Source organism: Flavobacterium sp. IC2-16 (assembly GCF_055521455.1).
Window position 1 is genome coordinate 1,460,354 of record NZ_CM145480.1, and the last position, 23,089, is coordinate 1,483,442.

Here is a 23,089-nt window from a genome sequence, read left to right on the forward strand (position 1 = left end):
ATTTTAAAAATGAAATTATTTATAACCGGAATAGGGACTGATGTCGGAAAAACAATTGTTTCAGCAATACTTACTGAAGCCTTGGAAGCCGATTACTGGAAACCTATTCAGGCCGGTGACTTGGACAATTCCGATTCGCATAAAATCAAAAGATACATTTCGAATTCCAAAACAAGCATTTTTGATAATGCCTATGCTTTGCAAACGCCAGCTAGTCCACACTGGGCTGCAGAGCTGGATAATGTTGAAATCGACTTAAAAAAAATCAAAGAACCCAAAACCAAAAACCATCTTGTCATAGAAGGCGCTGGCGGAATTTTTGTTCCGTTAAATAATTCGGATTCTATAATAGACTTAATACAATCCGATTACAAAGTGGTTGTGGTTTCTCGTCATTATTTAGGTAGTATCAATCATACACTATTGACGGTTGAAGCTCTTAAAAACAGAAATTGTTCTATTGCTGGAATAGTATTTAGTGGCGATGAAAATCATCCTTCTGAAAAAATTATTTTAGAAAAAACTGGTCTGAAAATGCTAGGACGAATCGAAAATGAACCGTATTTCGACCAAAATGTAATCCGCTATTATGCAGATAAATTCAAATCAAACTTGGTTGCGTTGTAATAACGCACCATTTTTAATTCTTAACTAAAGTAAAATGAAGCTTTCTGAAAGAGATATCCAATACAATTGGCATCCTTATACCCAACATAAAACCGCAGCACCTCATATTGCTATTACAAAAGGAGCAGGAGCGTTATTGTGGGATGAAAATGGTAAAGAATATATTGATGCCATTGCTTCATGGTGGGTAAATCCGTATGGGCATTCAAATACATTTATAGCCGACGCTATTTATAAACAATTAACCACCTTAGAACATGTTTTGTTTGGAGGGTTTACTCATGAACCTGCCGTTTTGGTAGCTGAAAAATTAATGGGGATTTTGCCGTCCAATCAAAAGAAATTATTCTTTTCAGATAATGGATCAACAGCTGTTGAAGTAGCTTTGAAAGTGGCTTTACAGTTTTACTATAATCAAGGTCAGAAACGAACCAAAATTATAGCTTTCGAAAATGCTTTTCATGGTGACACTTTTGCTGCTATGGCGGCTAGTGGGATTTCCTTTTTTACCGAAGCGTTTAAAGGTTCTATGATTGAAGTGGTGCGCATCCCTGTGCCAACAAAAGGGAACGAACAAGCTAGTTTAGACGCTCTTAAGCAACTGATAGAAACCAATGAATTTGCAGCGTTTATATTCGAGCCATTGGTTCAAGGCGCGGCAGGCATGGTGATGTATGAAGCTGTTGAACTCGACAAGCTAATGAGTTTGTGTAAAAATCATGGGGTTTTTACTATTGCGGATGAAGTAATGACAGGATTTGGTAAAACGGGTAAAAATTTTGCGTGTAATTATTTGCAGCAACAACCCGATATGATGTGCTTGTCTAAAGCCTTAACAGGAGGTACAATTCCTATGGCAATTACCACTTTCACGCAAACGTTGTTTGATGGGTTTTACGACGATGATGTTAATAAAGCCTTGTTTCACGGTCATACCTTTACGGCTAATCCAACCGCTTGTGCTGCAGCTTTAGCGAGTATGACTTTGTTGGAAATGCCTGAAATGCAATCCAATATTCAGCGGATTCATGCAAAACATCTGGAATTTCAGAAACGTGTTGAAAATCATGTTCGAGTAAAAACAACTCGCGTTTTAGGTGTTATTTTTGCTTTAGAAATTCATACTAAAGACGAGGAATCGTATTATGGTGATTTTAGAAATAAACTGTATCGATTTTTTATTGAAAAGGGTGTGATTTTGCGTCCGGTTGGTAATATTGTGTATGTATTGCCACCGTATGTTATTTCTGATTCGCAATTGGAAAAAATTTACAATACCATAGATGAAGCTCTTTCAGAATGTTAACTTTGTAAAAAAAAGTAAGTATTGAAATCCATCGCCATAACAGCACTAGCCTCGTTGTCTTCACTCGGAAATGATTCGGAAGGAATCTGGAATGAATATTTGAATCCGAAGTCAAAAATTAAATTTCAGGAAGTTAATGGAGAGCAATTGCCCATGGCTTCTTTGCCAGATTTTGTGCAAGCCGAAGTTGAAATTTTTCGCAAATCGAATGCCAAATATCGCGCGTTAGATAATTCGGTGTTGTATGCGATGATGGTGTCTAGAGCAGCAGTAAAGCAGGCTGGCTGGGGCGAATCGGATGTTTTCGGAATTAATATTGGTTCTTCTCGAGGAGCTACCGAACTGTTTGAGACTTTTCATAAAGAATTTGTAACTACAGGTAAAACAGCAACGTTAACTTCGCCAACCACTACTATGGGTAATATTTCTTCCTGGGTGGCGCACGATTTAAAAGCAACTGGACCCGAAATTTCTCATTCGATTACTTGTTCGACCGCGCTTCATGCATTGCTAAATGGCGTTGCTTGGTTGCGATCGGGTATGGCAGATAAGTTTTTGGTTGGTGGAAGTGAAGCACCTTTAACGCCTTTTACTTTTGCGCAGATGAAAGCTCTGAAAATTTATGCTTCCGAGCACTCTGAGTTTCCGTGTCGTGCTTTCGATTTAAACAAAACCAAAAACACGATGGTTTTGGGGGAGGGTGCCGGAGTTGTTTGTTTGGAAACTAATGCAGATGAAAGAGCGTTAGCTTTTATTGAAGGCATTGGTTATGCTACGGATATTTTGGAACACGGTATTTCAATTTCAACTGAAGCAGATTGTTTTCAAAAATCGATGAAAATGGCTTTGGGAGAAAATAGTCCTCAAGATGTTGATGCGATTGTAATGCATGCCCCAGGAACTATTGCCGGTGATTTGTCGGAGTATAAAGCAATTCAAAAAGTTTTTGGTTCAGCAATGCCACTGTTAACTACCAATAAGTGGAAAACAGGTCATACGTTTGGAGCGTCGGGAATTTTGAATGTCGAATTAGCGGTCTTAATGCTACAGCATCAAAAATTTATTGGAGTTCCTTATGTGAAATCTGAAAATAAAGCGCGTAAGATGACGAAAGTGTTGGTAAACGCCGTTGGATTTGGAGGCAATGCAGTGAGTATATTGCTTTCTAAGTAAGTTATTCTTCGGTTAACTCATTTAATTTTTCAAAGATAAACTGTGTCTCATACCCTTTGCGAAGTAAAAAATCGCAAAACTTTTTCTTTTTTTTAGGGAGACTCTTTTCTGAAATGGAATCCCAATGCTTTTCAGCCAATTCATGAAAGTTAGCTATGTATTCTGCTTGAGGAATTTCTTTCAAAGCGCTTTCAATGTTGTATTTGGAAATATTTCGAAACTTCAGTTCGTTAACAATGCGAATTTTACCCCATTTTTTAATATTATGCTTGCCTCTGGCAAAACTCAACGCAAAACGTTCTTCGTTTAGAAAATTATTTTCAATAAGGTGAACTACAATATTGTCAATAACTTGCGGGATCATTTTCATCGATTTTAACTTCTCGACAACCTCTAAGTGGCATCGTTCCTGATAGCCGCAGTAGTATTCTAGTTTACGGGTCGCTTCTTCTACGGTGTAGATTTTCAATGAGTTAGTGTTCATAAATTAACCGTAAATTAATAATCAAGTGTTAAATATTTCCCAGAAATTCGTACCTTTATCCCCCGTTTTTTACCATTGGTCGAGAACTGGAAATGTAAATATAAGAAATTTCACCGAAAAAACACCCAAATTAATATGAAATTAAGATTTTTACTTTTTACTTTATTGTTGACAGTGATTGGCTGGGGACAGGTTTATCAGCATAATTTTGGTACAACTACAATTTCAACACATCCTTATACAGTTGCTCCAAGTGTATTTGATGCGAATTTGAGTTCGTCTTCTTGGTCCAACAGTACTGGTGCTTGGACAAGTTTTGCTGGAAGTGCTGGTCAGGCAATTTCTTTGAATAATTCAGGAGGGACACCAACAATTACATTGACATTTGCTGTTAATCCAGGGTATCAATTACAAATTGATTCATATAGTTTTTGGAGACAAAGAAGTAGTACAGGTGCTCAAAACTGGAGTATGACTATCAATGGAAACAATGTTGGTAGCGGAACTGTACCAACAACTGGGGCAAATACTGGTTCGATTACAACAGGACTTCCTTTAACAGGAATGACAGGAACAGTGACTGTTGTTATGTCTTTGAGTGGTGCTACGGGTACTGGTACTTTTAGATTAGATGATTTTACTTTAAATGGAACAGTTACAACTACATCCTCAAATACAATTTCAACTTCAGCAATTGTTGGAAGTCCGTTTTGTGTAACATCAACAGTGGGGTCAGCAGTAAGTGTTGGTTTTACAAGTACAGGTACTTTTAACGCAGGAAATATATATACAGCACAGTTATCAAATGCTGCGGGAAGCTTTGCTTCACCAACAGCTATTGGAACGCTTTCAAGTACGGCTAATGCAGGAACTATTACCGCGACAATACCGGCTAATACAGCTACGGGTACTGGTTATAGAATTAGAGTAATCTCGAGTAATCCTTTGGTCGTAGGTGCAGATAATGGTTCCAATTTAACAATCAATTTAGCATCAAATAGTATAGCGCCAACAACAACACAAAATATTGCAGTTGGGGCTAATGGTACAACGCTTACTGTAACCGAGCAATCTACTCCAGTGAGCAGACAATGGTATTATGGAACGTTGAGTGGTGGGCCTTACGGCACTATTTTAGCAGGTCAAACTGGAACAACGTATGTTCCTAATTTCGCTGCAATAGGAACGTATTATGTGGTTTGTGTTTCAACATTTTCTTGTGGAACAGCTACAAGTAACCGGGTTCAAATCAATGTTACAGGTTCTATGCAATCGGATATCGTTGCGGTAGCAGCTTCCGAATCGACTACAATATCAAGTACAGTTAATAATCCTGCGCCGTTAACTTCGGCAACTGGAGTGCAAGTATGGCAATTTACCGTTAGAGATGGTGGAGCTGGGTTAAATGATTCGGATACATTTCCAACAATTTTAACAGATTTTACTTTAGCGCAAGGTGCAGGAAATCAAGTAGGTACATGGTCAGATGCTATTAATACTGTAGAATTGTTTGATGGCATAACCCGAATTGCTGCCGGTACAGTAACAGCAAATCAAATTCAGTTTACAGGATTGAATGTAACTGTGGCCGATAATACACAAAAAACACTTTCGTTACGTATGTCGTTAAAATGTCCGTTAGGAGCTGATGCTTTTGATGGTGAAGATTTTGTGTTCTCATTAAGTAATGCCAATACTACTTTTTCGGCACTTGGTTCTGGAAAAGCTGCTTTCTCGGCACAAACATCTACAAATGGACAAAACGTAATTGCGGTAGTTGCTACAGCACTATCATTTACAAGTCAGCCTAATACAACTGGTTTAGGGAATCCAATGTCTGATGTTGTCGTTTCTGCGATAGATTCATGTGGAAATGTAGATTTAGATTTTACAGGAACAGTTACATTAACCAGTACAGGAACCATGACGGGTGCTCCTTTGGTTATAGCAGCTACAGCGGGTACTGCAACTTATTCAAGCGTAATTCATACCGCTTTAGGTACTGGATTAACGTTGTCAGCAACATCACCAGGTCTTACTACTGCAGTGAGTTCTGCATTTAATATCACACCGGTAACGGTGTTTACACCTGGAGATTTTGCGGTTATTGCTGTAAATTCAAACATTACATGTTACCCTGCGGGTCCTAACGGTGCTTATTCTGCAGGAGATGATGAAATCAGTTTTATGATTTTTAAAGACATTCAAAACGGTGATACTTTTTATATTACAGATAATGGTTATGAAAGAACAACCGCTGGTTTGTGGGGAGATACCGAAGGGGTAACAAGAATTGTTAGAACAGGAGGTACTATTCCTGCGGGAACAATTATTACGATTCGTTTACGAAATACAGCGCCTATTATGGAGTTTGTTTCTCCAGATACCAACTGGTCTTTTTCAAAAGCTCCTGGATTTACAGGAAGTTTAGTTATGAATGCTGGAGGTGATCAAATCTTTTTTATGCAAGGTGGGGTATGGAATAATCCTGGAGGAACGCATGATGCAACCTATACTCCGGGAACTTTCTTGTATGCATTTAACACCAATTCGGCTTGGAATTCATTTGGAGCAAGTACGCAACAATCAGGATTGCCAATCGAATTGCGTTGTTTTAGTTTGATGCCAGGTTCGGCTACCGATTATTTAGAATATACGGGTCCAACTACACCAGCGGTTAAGCTGGATTGGATTGCTCGTTTAAATAATCCGTTAAACTGGACTAATAGAGCTAGTTGTGCTGGCTATACGCAAATGCATAACGGAATGATGTACACCGTTTTAACAGGAGGTACTTATGTTAATGGAGTATGGACAGGCTCTAAAAATACCGACTGGTTTGATTGTTCTAACTGGCAAACTTTAGAAGTGCCAACACCAACTGTTGATGTAGATATTAATACGACTTACGGAATTCGTGATGCAGTTGTAGATATAACTTCTCCAAATGCTGCCATTTATGGTAACATTGCGCAGTCAAACAATATTTCAATCTCTGGAAACAAATTAGTTGTTGAAGGGAATTCAAATAACAAACTTGAGGTTTATGGTGATTTGTCAATTAGTGGTACTGGTGCTGTCGATATGGATGATAGTAATCCGGGAACTGCTGACGGTCAAATCTATTTATATGGTGATTGGACTAATGCTCTAGGGAATACTGCTTTTGAAGAAGGGAATGGAACAGTTCATTTTACGGGTTCAACACCACAAGTTATCAATAATGTTACACCATTAGGAACAGAAGTATTTTATAATGTAGTGATGAATAACAATTTTGATACTGCAGTATCGAATGATTTAATCGCTTCAGGGGATTTAACGGTTAATGCTGGAAAAACAATTACTGTAGATTCTAATGGTTATGTTCAGGTGAATAATGCGTTAAATCATAGTGGTAATGTTGTGGTTCAAAACGATGGACAATTCATTCAAATCAATGAAACAGATGCCAACGCTGGAACATATACAGGGACTAAATTCCAAGTGAAACGTTCTGTTGATAATTTACGAAAACTGGATTATGTATATTGGTCTTCACCAGTTGCAAACACAGATATTTCAACTATTAATGGTTCACTGCGTTTTTATTGGGATACAACTGCGGCAAATCCTAACGGTACGCAAGGGTATTGGTTAACCGCTTCTGGTGCTATGAATAAAGGTCAAGGGTATATTGTAAGAGGACCTTCTGCCTTTACAACACCTCAAACGTTAAATGTTGATTTTAACGGAAAACCTTTCAACGGTCAATTTAATTATCCTATTACAAGAGGTACTAATGCTGCTTCTTTTGATGATAATTTAATTTTAGTTGGTAATCCTTATCCAAGTGCAATTGATGCCGATGAGTTTATCACAGCTAATCCAAATATTGAAGGAGCTGTTAGAATTTGGACACACGGGACATTACCAAGTTCAGCAATTGTAGATCCTTTCTATCAGGACTTTGTGGCTAATTATACAGCGAATGATTACATCGTTTACAACGGAACTGCAACCACAGTACCGGGTGCTTTTGATGGGAAAATTGCCTCTGGTCAAGGTTTCTTTATTACAATGTTGGAAAGTGGTGCAGCATCACAAAATATTGTATTCCAAAATGCAATGCGTGGTAATGCTACAACGGCAACCGTGTTGGATAATACACAGTTCTTTAGATCAAATACTGCTGCAACTGCACAACAAGGAATTATAGAAAAACACAGAATATGGTTGGATTTAATCAATAGTTCTAATCAAATAAGTAAAGCGGTTGTTGGATATGTTTCTGGCGCTACAATGGATAAGGATAACAGATATGACGCTTTTGCTAAAACAGGCACCGGAATGACGCTGTATTCGTTAATAGCCGATAAGCCAATTCATATCCAAGGTAGAGCTTTACCATTTGTGGATACCGATATGGTTCCTCTAGGAATGGAAGTTACTGCAACTGGAAGTTATAAAATAGCTATTTCGTATCTAGATGGTTTATTCGCTTTAGGTCAGAATATTTATTTAGAAGATCGTGAGTTGAATGTAATTCATAATTTGAAACAAAACCCATACATGTTTACAGTTTCACAAACTGGACCAATCAATAACCGTTTCGTTCTTCGATATACAAACACAACTTTGAACAACGATGAGTTTACTGCGGTTTCTAATGCAGTACATATTTATGGTAATGATGGAATTACAGTTAGTTCTGCTTTAGAAAGAATTAAAGATGTTGTGGTTTATGATGTTTTAGGTAGAGTAATTGCCCAAAAAACTAATGTGTCTGAAAACACAACGGTATTGCAAAATGTTCGTCCAACTCAAAGTGCGTTAATTGTTAAGGTAACTTTAGAGAACGGTCAGCAAATAGAAAAGAAAGTTATTTATTAAGAACATAAGTTTTCTTTTATAATATATAAGCCAAACGATTCGTTTGGCTTATTTTTTGCTTAAAATCGTCAAACTGCAGGTTATTTTTGAAACAATTACTTTGTGTTTTGTTAGAAATAAAATAATATTGCACCCAACTAACAAACTAACAAAACTATAATGAAAAAGTACCTGCTGATTGCAGTTTTGCAATTAACAGCACTATCCCTATGTGCCCAACAAAAAAATGTCTGGAAAGTTATTAACCCAAATTCTTTTGAGAAAAAACCCAATGATTTCAAAAAAGAATTACCAGCAAAATTTACACTGGCAACTTTAGATTTTTCGGGTCTTAAAGAACAACTTCAAAAAGTAACCACCACAAAGAGACAGTCTGAAAATGTAATGATTTCCATTCCTAATGATGATGGGGCTATGGAAACCTATCGTGTTTTTGAAGCATCAGTAATGGAGCCAGAATTACAAGCGCAATTTCCTGAAATGCGTTCGTATGCCGGAGTAAATATAGCTAAGCCTTTCGAGACTATTCGTTTTAGTGTTTCGAACGAAAAAGGTTTTAGTGCAACCATACGAAATTCGAATTCGGGTACAACAATTATTGATCCTATCCGTCTGTCGGATAATACCTATGTGGTTTTCAATAGAAAAAACGCTGGAGGGCGATTGCCTTTTACTTGCTCAACCGATGAGGCAGAATTAACAGGTTTAATAACATCTAGAGCTGTTTTAAACAATGCCGATGATTCTAAATTGCGTAGATTTCGTCTGGCAATGTCATGTACCGGCGAATATGCAGTTTATCATGGAGGTACTGTAGCGGGTGCCATGGCAGCAATCAATGCTACAGTAACGCGTGTTAATAGTGTGTTTGAAAACGATTTTAATGCTCGCTTGATACTTATTGCCACTAATGCCAATGTGGTTTATACCAATGCAACTACCGATCCGTATTCGCCTGCTGCAAGTATGGCCAATTGGAATACTGAACTTCAAAATACATTGACATCAGTTATTGGTGAAGCCAATTATGATATTGGCCATTTATTTGGTGCTACTGGTGGCGGAGGAAATGCAGGCTGTATTGGCTGTGTTTGTGTGAATGGTCAAAAAGGAAGTGGTTATACTTCTCCAGCTGATGGCATCCCAATGGGTGACAATTTTGATATTGATTATGTTGCGCACGAAATTGGACATCAGTTTGGTGCAAATCATACTTTTACACATTCAACACAAGTGGCTGTTGCTCAGCTTGAGCCAGGAAGTGGAAGTACAATTATGGGGTATGCAGGAATTACCGGGGCAACCGATGTTCAACCGCATAGTGATGCTTATTTTCACGCGATTAGTATTCAACAGGTTACCAATAATATTAAAGCAAAAGCTTGCCCAACTATTGTAAACACGGGAAATTCGGTTCCAACGGCAAATGCTGGAGCCGATAAAATTTTGCCAATAGGAACTGCTTTTAAATTAATTGGTAGTGGAACAGATGCTGATGGGAATGCCTCTTTAACCTATTGTTGGGAACAAATGGACATTGGCGATGCAACTACAACGTATCCAAATACCACGAAAACAACAGGACCTAATTTTCGTTCGTTTACTCCAACAAGTAGTACAATGCGTAGGTTTCCAAATTTGGCCGATCATGTTGCGCATGGTGTTGGCGGAAATATGTGGGAAATTGTTCCTGGTGTAAGTCGTACTTTAAAATTCAGATTCACCGTTCGTGATAATGTTGCTGGAGGGGCGTGTAATGAAAGTGATGATATGAACGTGGTTTTTAATAATGCTTACGGACCTTTCGCTGTAACATCGCAAGCAACATCTGGAATCAGTTGGGCTATTGGAAGCACACAAACTATTACTTGGACAGTAAATAACACTACAGCTCTTGCCGGATCGGCTAATGTAAATATATTATTGTCTTTAGATGGTGGCGTTACTTTCCCGATTACTTTGCTCGCTAATACACCTAACGATGGTTCGCAAACGATAACTGTTCCAGATGTTTTGTCAACCAACTGTCGTTTGTTAATCGAGCCAACAGGAAATGATTATTATGCAATTAATACAAATTCGTTTGCAATTGGATATTCAATGACGTCGAGTTGTACCAATTATACATTTAACGGACCTTTTTCTGTTCCGGATAACAATACAACTTATACAGTTAAATCTATTAATGTACCAACGAGTGCCATTATTTCAGATGTTAATTTGCGTGTGAATTTGAATCATAGTTATATTTCCGATTTGCAAGTTGTGTTGTCTAATCCTTCTGGATCAAATCAAATCAATATTTTTAATAGAAGTTGTACTAATAACACCAATATGAATGTGTTGTTTGATGATCAAGGTGTTGCAATGGTTTGTGCTTCGCCTATTAATGGAACCTATGTTCCGGCACAACCTCTTTCAGTATATAACGGAATGAATCAACAAGGCAACTGGTTGGTTGGAATTCGAGATTTGGGTGCAGCAGATACTGGTACGGTTAATTCGTATACCTTAACTATTTGTTCGCAATCGTTTACCGAATTAGATGTAGTGTGTGGTTCGTTTATTTCTACATGGAACGGAACATCATGGTCTAATGGTTTGCCTGGAAAAAATACGTTAGCAGTTATTAATGGAAATTATAATACTGGAGTTAACGGAAGTTTTAATTGTTGTAGTTTAACAGTTGTAGGAGGGCAAACGATGACCATAGCTCCAAATACTTATGTGGATATTATTAACGATTTAACGGTAAATGCTACTGCTGTTTTAGATGTTCAAAACAATGGTTCATTGGTAATGCAAAGCGATACAGGAGTAGTAACAAACAATGGAACAATAAATGTTCGAAAAACTACTGCACCTTTTGAGCGTTATGATTTTACTTTTTGGTCTTCACCTATTTTGAATACAACTATTGGAAGCGCATTATCGGCATGGGATCATAACCGTGTGTATAGATTGGATGCTTCTAATTTTAGAGACGATAACAACGATGCTAACGATGATAATGGTGATGCGTGGGTTTTTGTGCCACAAACAGATGTTATGCAATCTGGTTTAGGATATGCGGTTATGGCAAATAGCGCAGGTTCTTTTCCTAGAACCGAAAATGTTGTTTTTACCGGAAAAGTGAACAATGGATTAATTAATGTTCCGGTTCGTTTGAGTTTGGATAATACAAAAAGTAACGACGATTTTAATTTAATCGGGAATCCGTATCCTTCAGCTATTAAAGCAGATGATTTTATCAACACCAATTTTAGTTCAATTTCAGGAACGCTTTATTTTTGGACGCATGTAGGAAACTTAACGGCTTCGGGATATAGTCCAAATGACTTTGCGTATTATAATTTATCTGGAGGTACAGCTACATCGGCTTCAGGAATTGGAAATACATCGCAGCCTAACGGACTTATTGCTTCTGGGCAAGGGTTTCAAGTTGATGCTAGTATGAATAGTAATGTGATCTTTAGAAACAACATGAGAAGTTCGGCTTATAGTAATTCTAATTTTTATAGAGGGGCTCAAGATAATGAATCTCAAAAAGATAGAGTTTGGTTGAATATGACAAATGACGAAGGATTGTTTAATCAGCAATTAATTGGTTTCTTTCCACAGGCTAGTAATGGTGTTGATTACGGTTATGATGGTCAGTATACCAAAACCAATACGCCAATAACATTTTATTCGTTAATCGACGGTGAGAAATATAAAATTCAAGGGAAAGGATCGTTTGATATAGAACAACAAGTTTTGTTAGGGTATAATGCAGCCGCAAACGGATTGTATACTATCTCTATTGATAAAGCCGAAGGGGTATTGAAGGATCAAACAATATACTTAGAAGATAGATTGTTGTCTGTTATTCATGATTTGAAAAATTCGGATTATGTTTTCACAACAAATTCCGGCGATTTTAATGATCGTTTTGTGTTACGTTTTACGAACACTACATTAAATACCGATTCATTTAATACAATTTCAAATCAAGTTGTAGTTTATGGTAACGATGGCATTCACGTAACTTCATCTAGTGAACGTATAAAGAATGTTTTTGTTTATGATGTGTTAGGTAGAGTTATTGCAGAAAAGACTAACATAAGCGAGACAAAAACACAAATACAAAATATTCGATCTACTCAGAATGTTTTACTGGTAAAAGTTCTCCTGGAGAACGGAATGGAAATCACCAAAAAAGTAATTTACTAAACATAAAAAATCCCGAATAATTCGGGATTTTTTTATTTAAATAAGGCTATGTTTTTGTGGGTTTTTACAATGGCTTGCTCGTTTTTGTAGTCTATCCATGCTTGTCCTTTAAAACGACGCATTATGTTGTCAAAGTGACGCATAATAAAGACATTGTATGCTGCTTTAGAAAGATTGCTTAGTTTTCTTGGAAATGCTCTTAAACTCATCGAAAATCCTGGAGTTACATATTTCATATAATGCCAATATCCTTCCGGCATGTACAGCATTTCACCATGATTCAAATCGCAAATCAAGCCTTTGGCGTACTGTAATGCGGGCCATTTTTCAAAATCTGGATTGTCGAAATCAATATCTTCTCTCGAAATTAAAGCGTGCGGTACTTTATATAAATATTTCGTCTGATTCGGTTCAAATAGGATGCATTGTTTTTTCCCGTGGAAATGAAAATGTAAAATATTAGAATAATCAATATCATAATGCATGAAAACCTTCGAATTTTCACCACCAAAAAACAACATTGGAAGTTGTTTTACTAATTTCAAACCTAAATCGGGCCATTTGAAATCGTTTTGCAATTGCGGCACTTGTTTCATTAAGTTATAAAGAAAGATGCGATAATTGGTTGGTTTCGATTGTAATAAGTCGATATAATCGCTCATTTTCATGGTGGCATGAGCTTCGTTGAACCCATCTTTGTAGGATACCGGTCTGTCATCGTAGAGTGGTACCGTTTTGTCGCCAGCGAGTTCTTTGATATAATTGAGTTTCCATTTCTCATATGCGGGCCAATCCGATGTGAGCTGCTCTATAACCAAAGGCTTTTGTTTGGCAACATAATTTGTGTAGAAATCTTTTTTAGAGATTGTTTTTACACGTTCAATTTCTGTGAGATGTAGCTTCATTAACGAAGGATATAAGTTAAAAAAAATGCCCTCAAAAAGTGAGGGCAAATTTAAGAAAGCTTTATGTTATCGTAAAATAAATTTTATTTTATACAGTGTTAAATTAACAACATTCTTTTCCCTTTGCTTGTGCTTCAAGGTTTCTTTCAATACTATGACCTGGTCTCGACCATTTTGGTTTTTCACCCAAAGCTTGGAATTTAGAATCTTCTGCTTCCACTGTTTCAGGTTGCATAAGCTTGATAAACGGCTTTTGGGGTTGTAGTCCTAGCATTTCAAACATTTTCATGTCTTCGTTTATATCTGGGTTTGGTGTTGTCAATAGTTTGTCTCCCGCGAAAATAGAGTTCGCTCCTGCAAAGAAACACATCGCTTGTCCTTCTCTCGACATTTGAGTTCTTCCCGCAGACAAACGTACCTGAGTTTCTGGCATAACAATACGGGTTGTTGCTACCATTCGAATCATTTCCCAAATCTCTACTGGTTTTTCATCTTCCATTGGAGTGCCTTCAACAGCCACTAAGGCATTAATTGGCACTGATTCCGGCTGTGGGTTTAATGTGGATAACGCAACCAGCATTCCGGCGCGATCTTCAATGCTTTCACCCATTCCGATGATTCCACCACTACAAACCGTAACGTTGGTTTTACGAACGTTTTCGATAGTTTGCAAACGGTCTTCAAAACCACGTGTTGAAATTACTTCTTTATAATATTCTTCAGATGTGTCTAAGTTATGATTGTAAGCATACAAACCTGCTTCGGCTAAACGTTGTGCTTGGTTTTCGGTAAGCATTCCCAAAGTACAACAAACTTCCATGTCTAGTTTGTTGATGGTTCGTACCATTTCCAATACCTGATCGAATTCAGGGCCATCTTTAACGTTTCTCCAAGCAGCACCCATGCAAACACGAGAAGAACCTCCTGCTTTTGCGCGTAACGTTTGTGCTTTTACTTGTGAAACAGACATTAGATCATTACCTTCAATATCGGTATGATAACGCGCTGCTTGTGGGCAATATCCACAATCTTCGGGGCATCCTCCGGTTTTGATAGATAACAAGGTAGAAACTTGAACCACATTTGGGTCGTGGTGTTCGCGGTGAATGGAGGCAGCTTCAAAAAGCAAATCCATCAAGGGTTTGTTATATATCGCAATGATTTCTTCTTTTGTCCAGTTGTGTCTAGTTGGTGTACTCATACGTCATTAGTTTGTTCGGTTCAAAAATAGGGAATTCGATAGGAAGTAAAAAATTTTGTTGCAAGTAGTTAAATAAAAAAAGCCTCTCGAGTTGAGAGGCTTTGTACCGCGGGTGGGAATCGAACCCACACAACTACTATATAATTTTGAATATTTCTAAAACCTTTAAAAAATAGCAAAAATTCATCAAAATACACGCTTAAAAAGATTTTTAATTTTAATCTATTATCTAATATAAACTAATAAAATCTAATATTGTTGGCTAAATGTTGGCTGAATGTTGGCTAAAATTAATTTGTATAATTACATTTGAATTGTTCAAAAGTTATTATGTATGGCAAAGATTAAGTTTTTATTACAAAGTGAATCCGAAAATGCTCAAATTTATGTAAGGTTTTCAACTGGTAGACAATTAGATTTAAAAAAGAAAACAGGACTTTTAATTAATTCAAAAGATTGGAGTAAAACAAAGAGTTTACCCAAATCGACTATTGACAAAAACAAAAAAACGTTAGTAGAATTAGATAAACTTGAAGCATTCATAAAAAGAACTTACAATTCAGATTTAGCAAACGGCAACCACATAGATGCTAATTGGCTGGAAAACTGTATTAACTTATGTTTTGACAAAGTTCAAAAGAAAGACCTAGCAATATTTGAAAATTATCTAAGTTCTTTAATTGATAATGCTAAATTAAATAATGAGCTAAGCAGAGGAACAATTAAGAATTACAATTCGTTCAGAAAAATTATTCTCGAATATCAAAACTCCATTAACAAGACAATTTTGTTTAAGGACTTAAAAAAAGAGGTTATAGAGAATTTTAAATTATGGTTGCTTACTGAAAAAGAATATACACCCAATTACACTGCAAAGCAACTTGAATTTATTAAGACAATTTGCAAAGACGCTCAAAAGTCAGAAATTAAAGTAACTCCTTATTCAACTACTTTTAGAATTGCAAAAGAAAAAAACGCCGATAGGTTTATACATACTTTATCATTTGAAGAACTTGACAAAATCTATAATACAGAAATAGCCTCGGAACATTTAAACGAGGTTAAAAAATGGATTTTAATTGGTGCATTCATAGGACAAAGAGGTGGCGATTTATTAAATCTTAAACCCGAAAATATAAGACAGACCGCAAAAGGCGTTTATATTGATGTTATACAGCAAAAAACAAATAAAGGCGTAACAATTGGAGTTATGAAAGACTATGTAATAAACATTTTACTAAATGATTTTCCGAAACAAGTTTCTTTAAATAAAATAAATACTCACATTTCAAAAGTTTGTGAATTAGCAAAAATAAATGAAGTAGTAAAAGGCTATATTATCGACAAGGACGGCAAAAGAAAACAGATTGATTTACCGAAACACAATTTTATAACCTCTCATAGTTTAAGACGCTCATTCGCAACTAATTTTTATAAAAGAATACCAACAGCGGTATTAATTGGAATAACTGGACACAGTACAGAAAGTATGTTTTTAAAATACATTAACCAAAGGGACGATAAAGACGCAAATGCAGACTTATTTATGACTTTTTTTGAAAAAATGAACCAAGACAACACCCCTGAATTAAAGGTAATTAAAAGCGGAGCTAACAATTAATTTCAATCAAAATGGAGAATGAAAACTTACATCAAATATTTTTAAACAAATTGAGTCAGGTTATTACATACGTTGAAGATTTAGAAGCTCTTTCTAAAACTAAGCAAGAGAGTGATACAGATACTTATATTAGTTTTTTACAATTTCAAATTCCTCTTATTGAAGAAGAGCTACAAAATATATTAGACTATCTCATAACCACCCGTTTAAAAGAAAGGGTAAAGCATCGTTTTTTTAGATATTCTAAACGGTTAAATACTTTGCTTTTTGCGTTTAAAAATGAGTTAATAAGGCTAAATGTTTCACGAAATAGTGAATTAGAAAATGCATTTGATTTTGAATTAGAGAATAATTGTACGATTGCCGAAAATAAGCTTTTGCCTAACTATTTAGAAATTGAAAGAGAGTTTCGAGAATATTTAAAAATCGAAAACAATGTGGTTGATAAATTTGAACCTGCAAAAAATGAAATAAGAGAAATTATTGAAGATTTTTCAAACTCATTTACAAGTATAAAGAATGAATTAACAGAAGGAATACAATTATTAAAGAAATCAAAAATAGATTGGAGTAAAGATGTTAAAGAATATATGAAAATTGAAGCTCCAGAAACAAAAGGACCCGAAGAAAAAAGCAATTCAAAAAAAACAATCGATGAAAATGATATAAAATTCAAGGTGCTGGTAAATTTTGCTAACGGTAAAGTTTACGAATTACATAATCAGGGGCTTTCTCATACAAAAAAATCAAATGAACTCTTTGTAAATGAATATGATGCAAAGAGAAGTTATCAATATATAAAATGCACTTATACTAATAAATCAGATGATAAATACAACAAAAATAAAAACCTGTATTTGAATCATGGTTTAATCCAAAATGTACTAAAATATTGTAGTTCTAAAGAAATTGAAACAAACAAAACTTTTTTAATTGAAATTAAGAAACACAATCAAAAAGGATTTGATTAAGTAAATAGTACTTTTTTAGTACTGGTACTGCAATAGAGTACCAACGAAATAGCAAAATATTTGTATTCAAGTTTAACAATTAAAAAATAAAACTTATGAGTACAATTCAATTTATTCAAATTTCGCCCGAACAACTACAAAGCGAAATTACAAAAGGTGTAAAAGTTCACTTAGACGAGTTTTTGCAAAATTTCAAACCAAAGCAACCAAACGAGTATTTAACACGCCAAGAGGTTGCGGAACTTTTTAAAGTGGATATTTCGACTGTTAGTAATTGGCAGCGATCTGGACGACTTAAGCCGATTGCATTTGGCGGTCGAATTTACTTCCTTAAATCAGACATTGAGAAAAGTTTAATCCCTTTAAATGGATAAAAAGTAACTTTTTGAATTATTAAACTTAATGGGTTTGAATTGAAAAAGGGCGTAATGTCATCACGCCCTTTTTTGTTCAAAGTCCGTTTCCACGTTGGAATTGTAAAAACTTATACAAATATAATCTTTTGGTTGATTTCGTAAAAATATTAGTAACTGGCGTTTGTCCTATTGAATTAGAGCAAAATCCCTATTTAGATTTTTATGATAAAATCAATCTACTAACAGGAGAAATAAGAACCATAAACAGAAACGGTAAAAAAACAACGCCATACAAAAACGCATTTTACAAAGGTTTAGAATTTAGAATTTATGATACTGGGACTATTACAACACAGGGAAGCTTGCATAAATACTGGAACGCCGGAGCGCAAAACTATAACGATTTTGATTTTAAGGCTTTTTTATCGGTTTTAACAGACTTTCAAACAAAGTTTAATATTGATTCAGGCAACTGTATTTTAAAGTGTTTAGAAGTAGGAATAAATATTAACCCAATGATTGAAACAAACGAAGTTATTGAAAGTTGTTTATTTCATAAAACAAAGCCGTTTGAATATCAAAAAAACTCATTTGAGGGCAAATATAAACAAGTGGTACACTCGCAATACATTGTGAAACTGTATAACAAAGCATTGCAATACAATTCCAGAGGGTTTAATATTTCAAATGATGTAATGCGTTTTGAAATAAAATATACCAAAATGGAAAAACTTAAAAAGTTTGGTATTGAAACGCTTAAAGATATAAGTAAAAAAAAATTGCATGCTTTTAAAAGAGAGCTGTTAAATGAGTGGCAAAATGTGCTTTTTTTTGATAATACTACCCGAATTGACAGTTTATGTAAAAATACTCAAAAAGAAGCATTGCTAAAATATTCAAATCCGATATTTTGGACTAGCTTAATTGAAAATGGTCAAAACGAAAATTTCAAGTACCACAAAAAACAAATGCAAAAACTTATATTATCAAGCTCAAAAAACATAAAAGGAGTGATAGCCGAAATAATGGGTGAAAAGATAGATTTTCTAATTGGTACGACTACCCAAATTGACAGTTTAATTATAGGGTCAAAAAAGGTAGTAATTATATGAACTTTGAGTATAGTTAGAATGTCTAAGAAATGACTGCTCAGGAAAATTTATGTTTGTCTTTGATTCTTGTTGAATTTGAATTAATAATGTAGTGTTAAAATTTGATTTATGGATAGATCTCAATTATGTTATTTGATTTTTAAACCTACAACACTTCCCATAGCACTAGAAGCAGTTTGTGAAAATTTTCCTTTGAATTTTTCATCATCAAATTCCATTTTGATAATTCCACATGTTTTTCTAATCTTTCCATTTTCAATATAGTTGATGACTAAAGTTTTTCCATCAACAACACCTTCAAATTCTAAAGAGGTTCTTTGTTTGTATTCTAATTTTTTTCCATTGATTTTAACTTTTTCAGCAGTTCCTTTAATTGTATTCTGGTTTTCAGTTATAAACATCCTCCATTCGATCTCAGCACCTACATAAGCACTCAGGTCAGATGCTTCTACTTTAGATGTCATAAGCCATTCTCCAGCTAAATTATTAGATGATTTTGGAATAAAACTTATTATAGTTACTACAATAGTTATAAGTAAACCTATCAATCCTATTACAGTTCCAGCTTTAGTGTATTTTCCTTCCATTATTATCTTCTTTTTTGACTGCTTCTGGTATGAGGTTTTACATATGTTCCGTTTTTCCTATAATATCCTTTTACATTAACTGATCCTCCCGAACTTGAACTGGATCTATAACTATTAGAAGTTGATGATGATTTCGACGCCATATTTGTCGAATATCCATAAAGATTTCCGTCATTACCAGAATTGAACTTCCTGTAATTATTTAAAATAGTATTTTTTGAATAGCCTTGATAGTTATCATAAACTACATAATAGCCATTCTTGTATTTTTTCTTGATTAACAATTTTGATCCAACTGGGACAACATAAATAAAATTTGAGTAGCCCTCTTGCGTCGCATAGATATTTGTGGGCTCAGTTGTTTCTCCAACATAGTATGCTGTAGAACAGCTTGGAAATATAAAAGAAATTGTAATTAAAGAAAATAGTAAAATTCTAGTTTTACAGCTCATAACAGTTTAGTTCGGTTAATGTTAATTGTTGCAAAATATTACAAATAAAACCATCAAACAATCCCTAATTTTAATGATTCTTATTCTCACTAGATTTAGTGACGTATTTTGGTTCCTAACAACAAATCCATTATAACATTACGGAAAACTTTAATAAGAAAGTGAATTTCAAAATACAATTCAATACATATTTTTATACTGAATTTGATTGGTTTGGATTTGGTGAAAAAACAATGGAGACACGTGACACGTTATGTTGTTCCCATCCTTGTATCCTGAATGCCGTTATGAATAGTTTTTATATCGAAACTAATAATACATCAAATAGTAGATAAAAATACTTGTCACAATCAAAGTTGTCAAAATACTCAATAAAGAATACAAATTAGTTCTATTTATTCTTCTTCCATGTGAATCATATTTATCGAATGGCTGAGATTTAATTGAAGCTTCGAATCTACTTTTTTCCATCATCTCATATTCAATAAAGATTAAAAAACAGAGATTTAAGATTGGAATGAAAATCGTTTTCACGGGAATTGGATTTTCGATTTTAGAAAGAGCAAAAAAACCCGCAATCAAAATATTGTTGAAAGTAAAAAGTTTGTCATGTATTCTATCAAAGTGTTTTAGAATATTCTTTAAACCTTCTTCTTCTGTTCTGGTAAAATTTCTATCAATTCTTTCTTGTTCTCTTTCTGATTCTTCAAAGTCAAAGTCAGTCATACAATTATGTTTTTCTAAACTACAAAAATAACAATGTATTTCCAAACAAAAAGGATGGACAGATTGTTTGCCCATGCCTGTATCCCGAATGCCGTTGGAAACGGATTAATTACTTTTAAAACATTCAAAATTTAAACAAAAAGTTTAAAAGTATTCGAATATTCTATTAATACTTTTTTTCCGTTTCCGCTTATGTAAATGCATTTATACTTTTTTAATTTCTCTGCTGGAAGAACAAATTTAGCGCCAATTGAAAAAAATGTAATTTCAACATCTTTTTCGTTAGATATAACCTCAAAAGCAGCTAAACCCGTATTACTACCAGTAGTAATCGTTTTCTTAACCAATTGCACTTTATCACATTCAATTTGAACTGTGTCCTTCTCGAAGCCACCAGTAAAATACAAAACACCTTTATTTTTATCTGTTGCTCCTATTTTTTTTAGAGTTGGGTCATGATTCAACTCTTCATTATAAGGCAATTCATTGTAGGTGGTTTTAACATTGGAGCAACTAAATGCAATTGCTAAAAAGCTTAAAATGATAATTTTTCTCATCTATAATACTTTATTATTGTTGTTCTTCTACTTTTTTGACAAATTCTGTCCTCTGTTCTTTTGAAACTTTATTACCTGGAGCCCCAGTATTCATCAAGCTATTTACTACAGCTTGAATTGCTTTTAAAGCACCAGCCAATTTTTTATTGGTCTCATGTCTACCGCCTAGAGTATGTCCGTCTTCATGAGCCCCTGTTCTGGATATTAAACCTCTAACATTTTTATCACCATATTTCAGTTGTCCTTTATTATCCCAAGCTCCTTCCATAGGCAAGGATAAGTTTACTTGAGTTCTGTTAACCTGAGTATTCCCAATTTCATTAGTCCAGCCAGAAGCAACACTGGCTTCAGCATCAATTTCCGCTTTCGTTCTACCGTCAGGTACAGTTGTACTTGTGTCGATAGAATTATTGTACTCCCAAATCATTGTAGCGTTATCACTGTAATTTACAGAAACATTCACTGTTCTTCCTTGAGAATCTGTTCCGCCAATCGAAGATTTCAATTCAGTTACACTTTCATCTGCTAAAGTTTTCATTTGGTCATTAGTTATAGTTCCAGCAGAATTATTAACCAATCTCGCATTTAAAGTCAAATTAACAGTTTTACCATCACTTGAAGTACTAGAACTCCATTCTAAACCTTCAATTTCTCTTCCATCAACAACTCTATTTTCCGCAAAAGCATATGGAGAATTATGTGTGTAGTCCTGTGCCAATGGGTCAATATTCATAAAACGTCCTATTGCATAATCGTAATTACGATATTTAAAACTGTCCCAGTTAAGCCCCACCTCGTATTGACGCTCCTGACCTTGGAACTTATACTTATAAAGCTTTGCGAAATTTTCCTAATACAGTAATGCAAACAGTTTCAATCTGTGATTAATAAGAACGTATTCTCTGATGAAAATAAGAGGATTTTCCATAAACTCCAATGTTTTATTTTACAAATAAGAACTATTCATTATCTTAATCAAGGTTAATTTCTTTCATTTCATCAAATTGCATTTTTATACTTACTTTTTCGCCTTTAACTTTCTCTTTGGAACTTAAATCCAAGATTTGCCGTCTCAACATACCGTTTTCCATTTCATACCAAGATGGGATTTTTAGAATGCTAACAGTAGTTTTATTTAAACTTATATCTCCTCTACTTAAAGGCAAATAAATTTGAAATGTAAAATTCCCATAAGCCAGTAAAAAAAGCATATGAGGGACATTCAATTTTGCTTCCTCTAATCTTTTAAACAAGAAACAACTAGTAAAGTGGTAAGGAAGAGGCCCTGGTGCAAATGAAAATAATGAGTGTAGATTTTGAATTTTATATTTTGATTCTTGATGATTTTCTTCATTTATCCAATCTAATGTTTCTGAATAATTGTGCAGTTCACCTTCAGGCATTATACTTAATGCCATTTTTGTTAAGCACTTATAAATGGCAATCGGGACATATGTTGCTCTTGTGCCTTTAATTGTAATTGTTTTATTCTCTTCATCAGTTACTAAATCTAGCCCATTATCTTCTTCATAAGATTTAAAACTCAAACCAGTTTTTTTCATATCGATTCGAGACATTTCTTTACCAACTTTAAAAGAAGGAACACCTTTTTTGCCTCTGACTTGTAGTAGTGAATGGTGAATATTCATATAATCCCCCATATGAGTTTCTATCGACTTAGAGAATTTTTCATTGCAACCATCACACTCATAATAACTAATTAATCTGTGATTATTTGTAAATTCAGGAATAGCATGAGCTATTTTGTTAAAACTTGTATCAGGGTCTTTTTTATTGCAAAATCGACATATTCTATCATTCTTATCACCAAGATAAATAAATCTATCTTCATTTAAATGAAGTTGCTTAATTGGTATATAGTTTTCCCCTAATTGCTTAATTATTCTTTCAACTGTTTCATCCATAA

The 23,089-nt window shown here is 34.7% G+C and carries 17 protein-coding genes and 1 pseudogene; 9 read left to right on the forward strand and 9 right to left on the reverse strand.

Annotation, left to right across the window (positions count from 1 at the left end):
- The first annotated feature begins 9 nt into the window (after positions 1-9).
- From bioD to ACZ1JT_RS06630, 3 genes are read left to right on the forward strand one after another with little or no spacing between them, the layout of a single operon-like run.
- Positions 10-627 carry a dethiobiotin synthase gene (bioD, locus tag ACZ1JT_RS06620; protein ID WP_465093055.1) on the forward strand — a complete coding sequence of 206 codons (618 nt, stop codon included), beginning with the start codon at positions 10-12 and terminating at the stop codon, positions 625-627.
- A gap of 34 nt (positions 628-661) precedes the next feature.
- Entirely contained in the window at positions 662-1,933 is a 1,272-nt protein-coding gene (bioA, locus tag ACZ1JT_RS06625; protein ID WP_465093056.1) for an adenosylmethionine--8-amino-7-oxononanoate transaminase, read from the forward strand.
- A 21-nt stretch (positions 1,934-1,954) separates the two neighbouring features.
- Positions 1,955-3,106, forward strand: a complete 1,152-nt coding sequence (locus ACZ1JT_RS06630; protein WP_465093057.1) for a beta-ketoacyl synthase N-terminal-like domain-containing protein — start codon at positions 1,955-1,957, stop codon at positions 3,104-3,106.
- A gap of 1 nt (position 3,107) precedes the next feature.
- On the opposite strand, the gene ACZ1JT_RS06635 is transcribed toward ACZ1JT_RS06630, so the two are convergent.
- Positions 3,108-3,590 (reverse strand): regulatory protein RecX, encoded by a 483-nt coding sequence (locus tag ACZ1JT_RS06635; RefSeq protein WP_465093058.1) that lies wholly within the window; start codon positions 3,588-3,590, stop codon positions 3,108-3,110.
- A 135-nt stretch (positions 3,591-3,725) separates the two neighbouring features.
- Here ACZ1JT_RS06635 and ACZ1JT_RS06640 point away from each other — a divergent pair, with 135 nt between their 5' ends.
- Together ACZ1JT_RS06640 and ACZ1JT_RS06645 are read left to right on the forward strand one after the other, a co-directional pair.
- Positions 3,726-8,462 carry a T9SS sorting signal type C domain-containing protein gene (locus ACZ1JT_RS06640; RefSeq protein WP_465093059.1) on the forward strand — a complete coding sequence of 1,579 codons (4,737 nt, stop codon included), beginning with the start codon at positions 3,726-3,728 and terminating at the stop codon, positions 8,460-8,462.
- Positions 8,463-8,621: 159 nt separating this feature from the next.
- Complete coding sequence (locus tag ACZ1JT_RS06645; RefSeq protein ID WP_465093060.1) at positions 8,622-12,674, forward strand: reprolysin-like metallopeptidase; 4,053 nt, start codon at positions 8,622-8,624, stop codon at positions 12,672-12,674.
- A gap of 32 nt (positions 12,675-12,706) precedes the next feature.
- Here the strand turns inward: ACZ1JT_RS06645 and ACZ1JT_RS06650 are convergent, their stop codons facing one another.
- Positions 12,707-13,579 (reverse strand): cupin-like domain-containing protein, encoded by an 873-nt coding sequence (locus tag ACZ1JT_RS06650; RefSeq protein WP_465093061.1) that lies wholly within the window; start codon positions 13,577-13,579, stop codon positions 12,707-12,709.
- Positions 13,580-13,682: 103 nt separating this feature from the next.
- Complete coding sequence (gene bioB, locus ACZ1JT_RS06655) at positions 13,683-14,780, reverse strand: biotin synthase BioB (protein ID WP_465093062.1); 1,098 nt, start codon at positions 14,778-14,780, stop codon at positions 13,683-13,685.
- A gap of 334 nt (positions 14,781-15,114) precedes the next feature.
- Between bioB and ACZ1JT_RS06660 the strand changes: the two genes are divergently transcribed.
- The 4 genes from ACZ1JT_RS06660 to ACZ1JT_RS06675 all read left to right on the forward strand — a co-directional run bounded on the left by ACZ1JT_RS06660 (position 15,115) and on the right by ACZ1JT_RS06675 (position 18,840).
- A complete protein-coding gene (locus ACZ1JT_RS06660) occupies positions 15,115-16,401 on the forward strand; it encodes a tyrosine-type recombinase/integrase (RefSeq protein ID WP_465093063.1) in 1,287 nt (428 codons plus the stop codon).
- Between the two features lie 11 nt (positions 16,402-16,412).
- Positions 16,413-17,372: a hypothetical protein gene (locus ACZ1JT_RS06665; RefSeq protein ID WP_465093064.1), complete on the forward strand. Its 960-nt coding sequence runs from the start codon at positions 16,413-16,415 to the stop codon at positions 17,370-17,372.
- Between the two features lie 95 nt (positions 17,373-17,467).
- Positions 17,468-17,746: a helix-turn-helix domain-containing protein gene (locus ACZ1JT_RS06670; protein ID WP_465093065.1), complete on the forward strand. Its 279-nt coding sequence runs from the start codon at positions 17,468-17,470 to the stop codon at positions 17,744-17,746.
- 128 nt (positions 17,747-17,874) lie between these two features.
- The gene (locus ACZ1JT_RS06675) at positions 17,875-18,840 is read left to right on the forward strand and encodes a hypothetical protein (protein ID WP_465093066.1); all 966 of its coding nucleotides are present in this window, start codon (positions 17,875-17,877) and stop codon (positions 18,838-18,840) included.
- A gap of 128 nt (positions 18,841-18,968) precedes the next feature.
- On the opposite strand, the gene ACZ1JT_RS06680 is transcribed toward ACZ1JT_RS06675, so the two are convergent.
- From ACZ1JT_RS06680 to ACZ1JT_RS06705, 6 genes and pseudogenes are all read right to left on the reverse strand, one after another.
- On the reverse strand, positions 18,969-19,427 hold the full coding sequence (locus ACZ1JT_RS06680) for a hypothetical protein (protein ID WP_465093067.1): 459 nt from the start codon (positions 19,425-19,427) through the stop codon (positions 18,969-18,971).
- A gap of 2 nt (positions 19,428-19,429) precedes the next feature.
- Positions 19,430-19,879 carry a hypothetical protein gene (locus ACZ1JT_RS06685; RefSeq protein ID WP_465093068.1) on the reverse strand — a complete coding sequence of 150 codons (450 nt, stop codon included), beginning with the start codon at positions 19,877-19,879 and terminating at the stop codon, positions 19,430-19,432.
- Positions 19,880-20,188: 309 nt separating this feature from the next.
- Complete coding sequence (locus ACZ1JT_RS06690) at positions 20,189-20,605, reverse strand: hypothetical protein (protein WP_465093069.1); 417 nt, start codon at positions 20,603-20,605, stop codon at positions 20,189-20,191.
- 131 nt (positions 20,606-20,736) lie between these two features.
- Positions 20,737-21,162, reverse strand: a complete 426-nt coding sequence (locus tag ACZ1JT_RS06695) for a hypothetical protein (RefSeq protein ID WP_465093070.1) — start codon at positions 21,160-21,162, stop codon at positions 20,737-20,739.
- A gap of 13 nt (positions 21,163-21,175) precedes the next feature.
- Positions 21,176-21,979 (reverse strand): annotated as a pseudogene (locus tag ACZ1JT_RS06700) (RHS repeat-associated core domain-containing protein); the annotation flags it as partial.
- Positions 21,980-22,133: 154 nt separating this feature from the next.
- Positions 22,134-23,087, reverse strand: a complete 954-nt coding sequence (locus ACZ1JT_RS06705) for an HNH endonuclease (protein ID WP_465093071.1) — start codon at positions 23,085-23,087, stop codon at positions 22,134-22,136.
- Between the last annotated feature and the right edge of the window lie 2 nt (positions 23,088-23,089).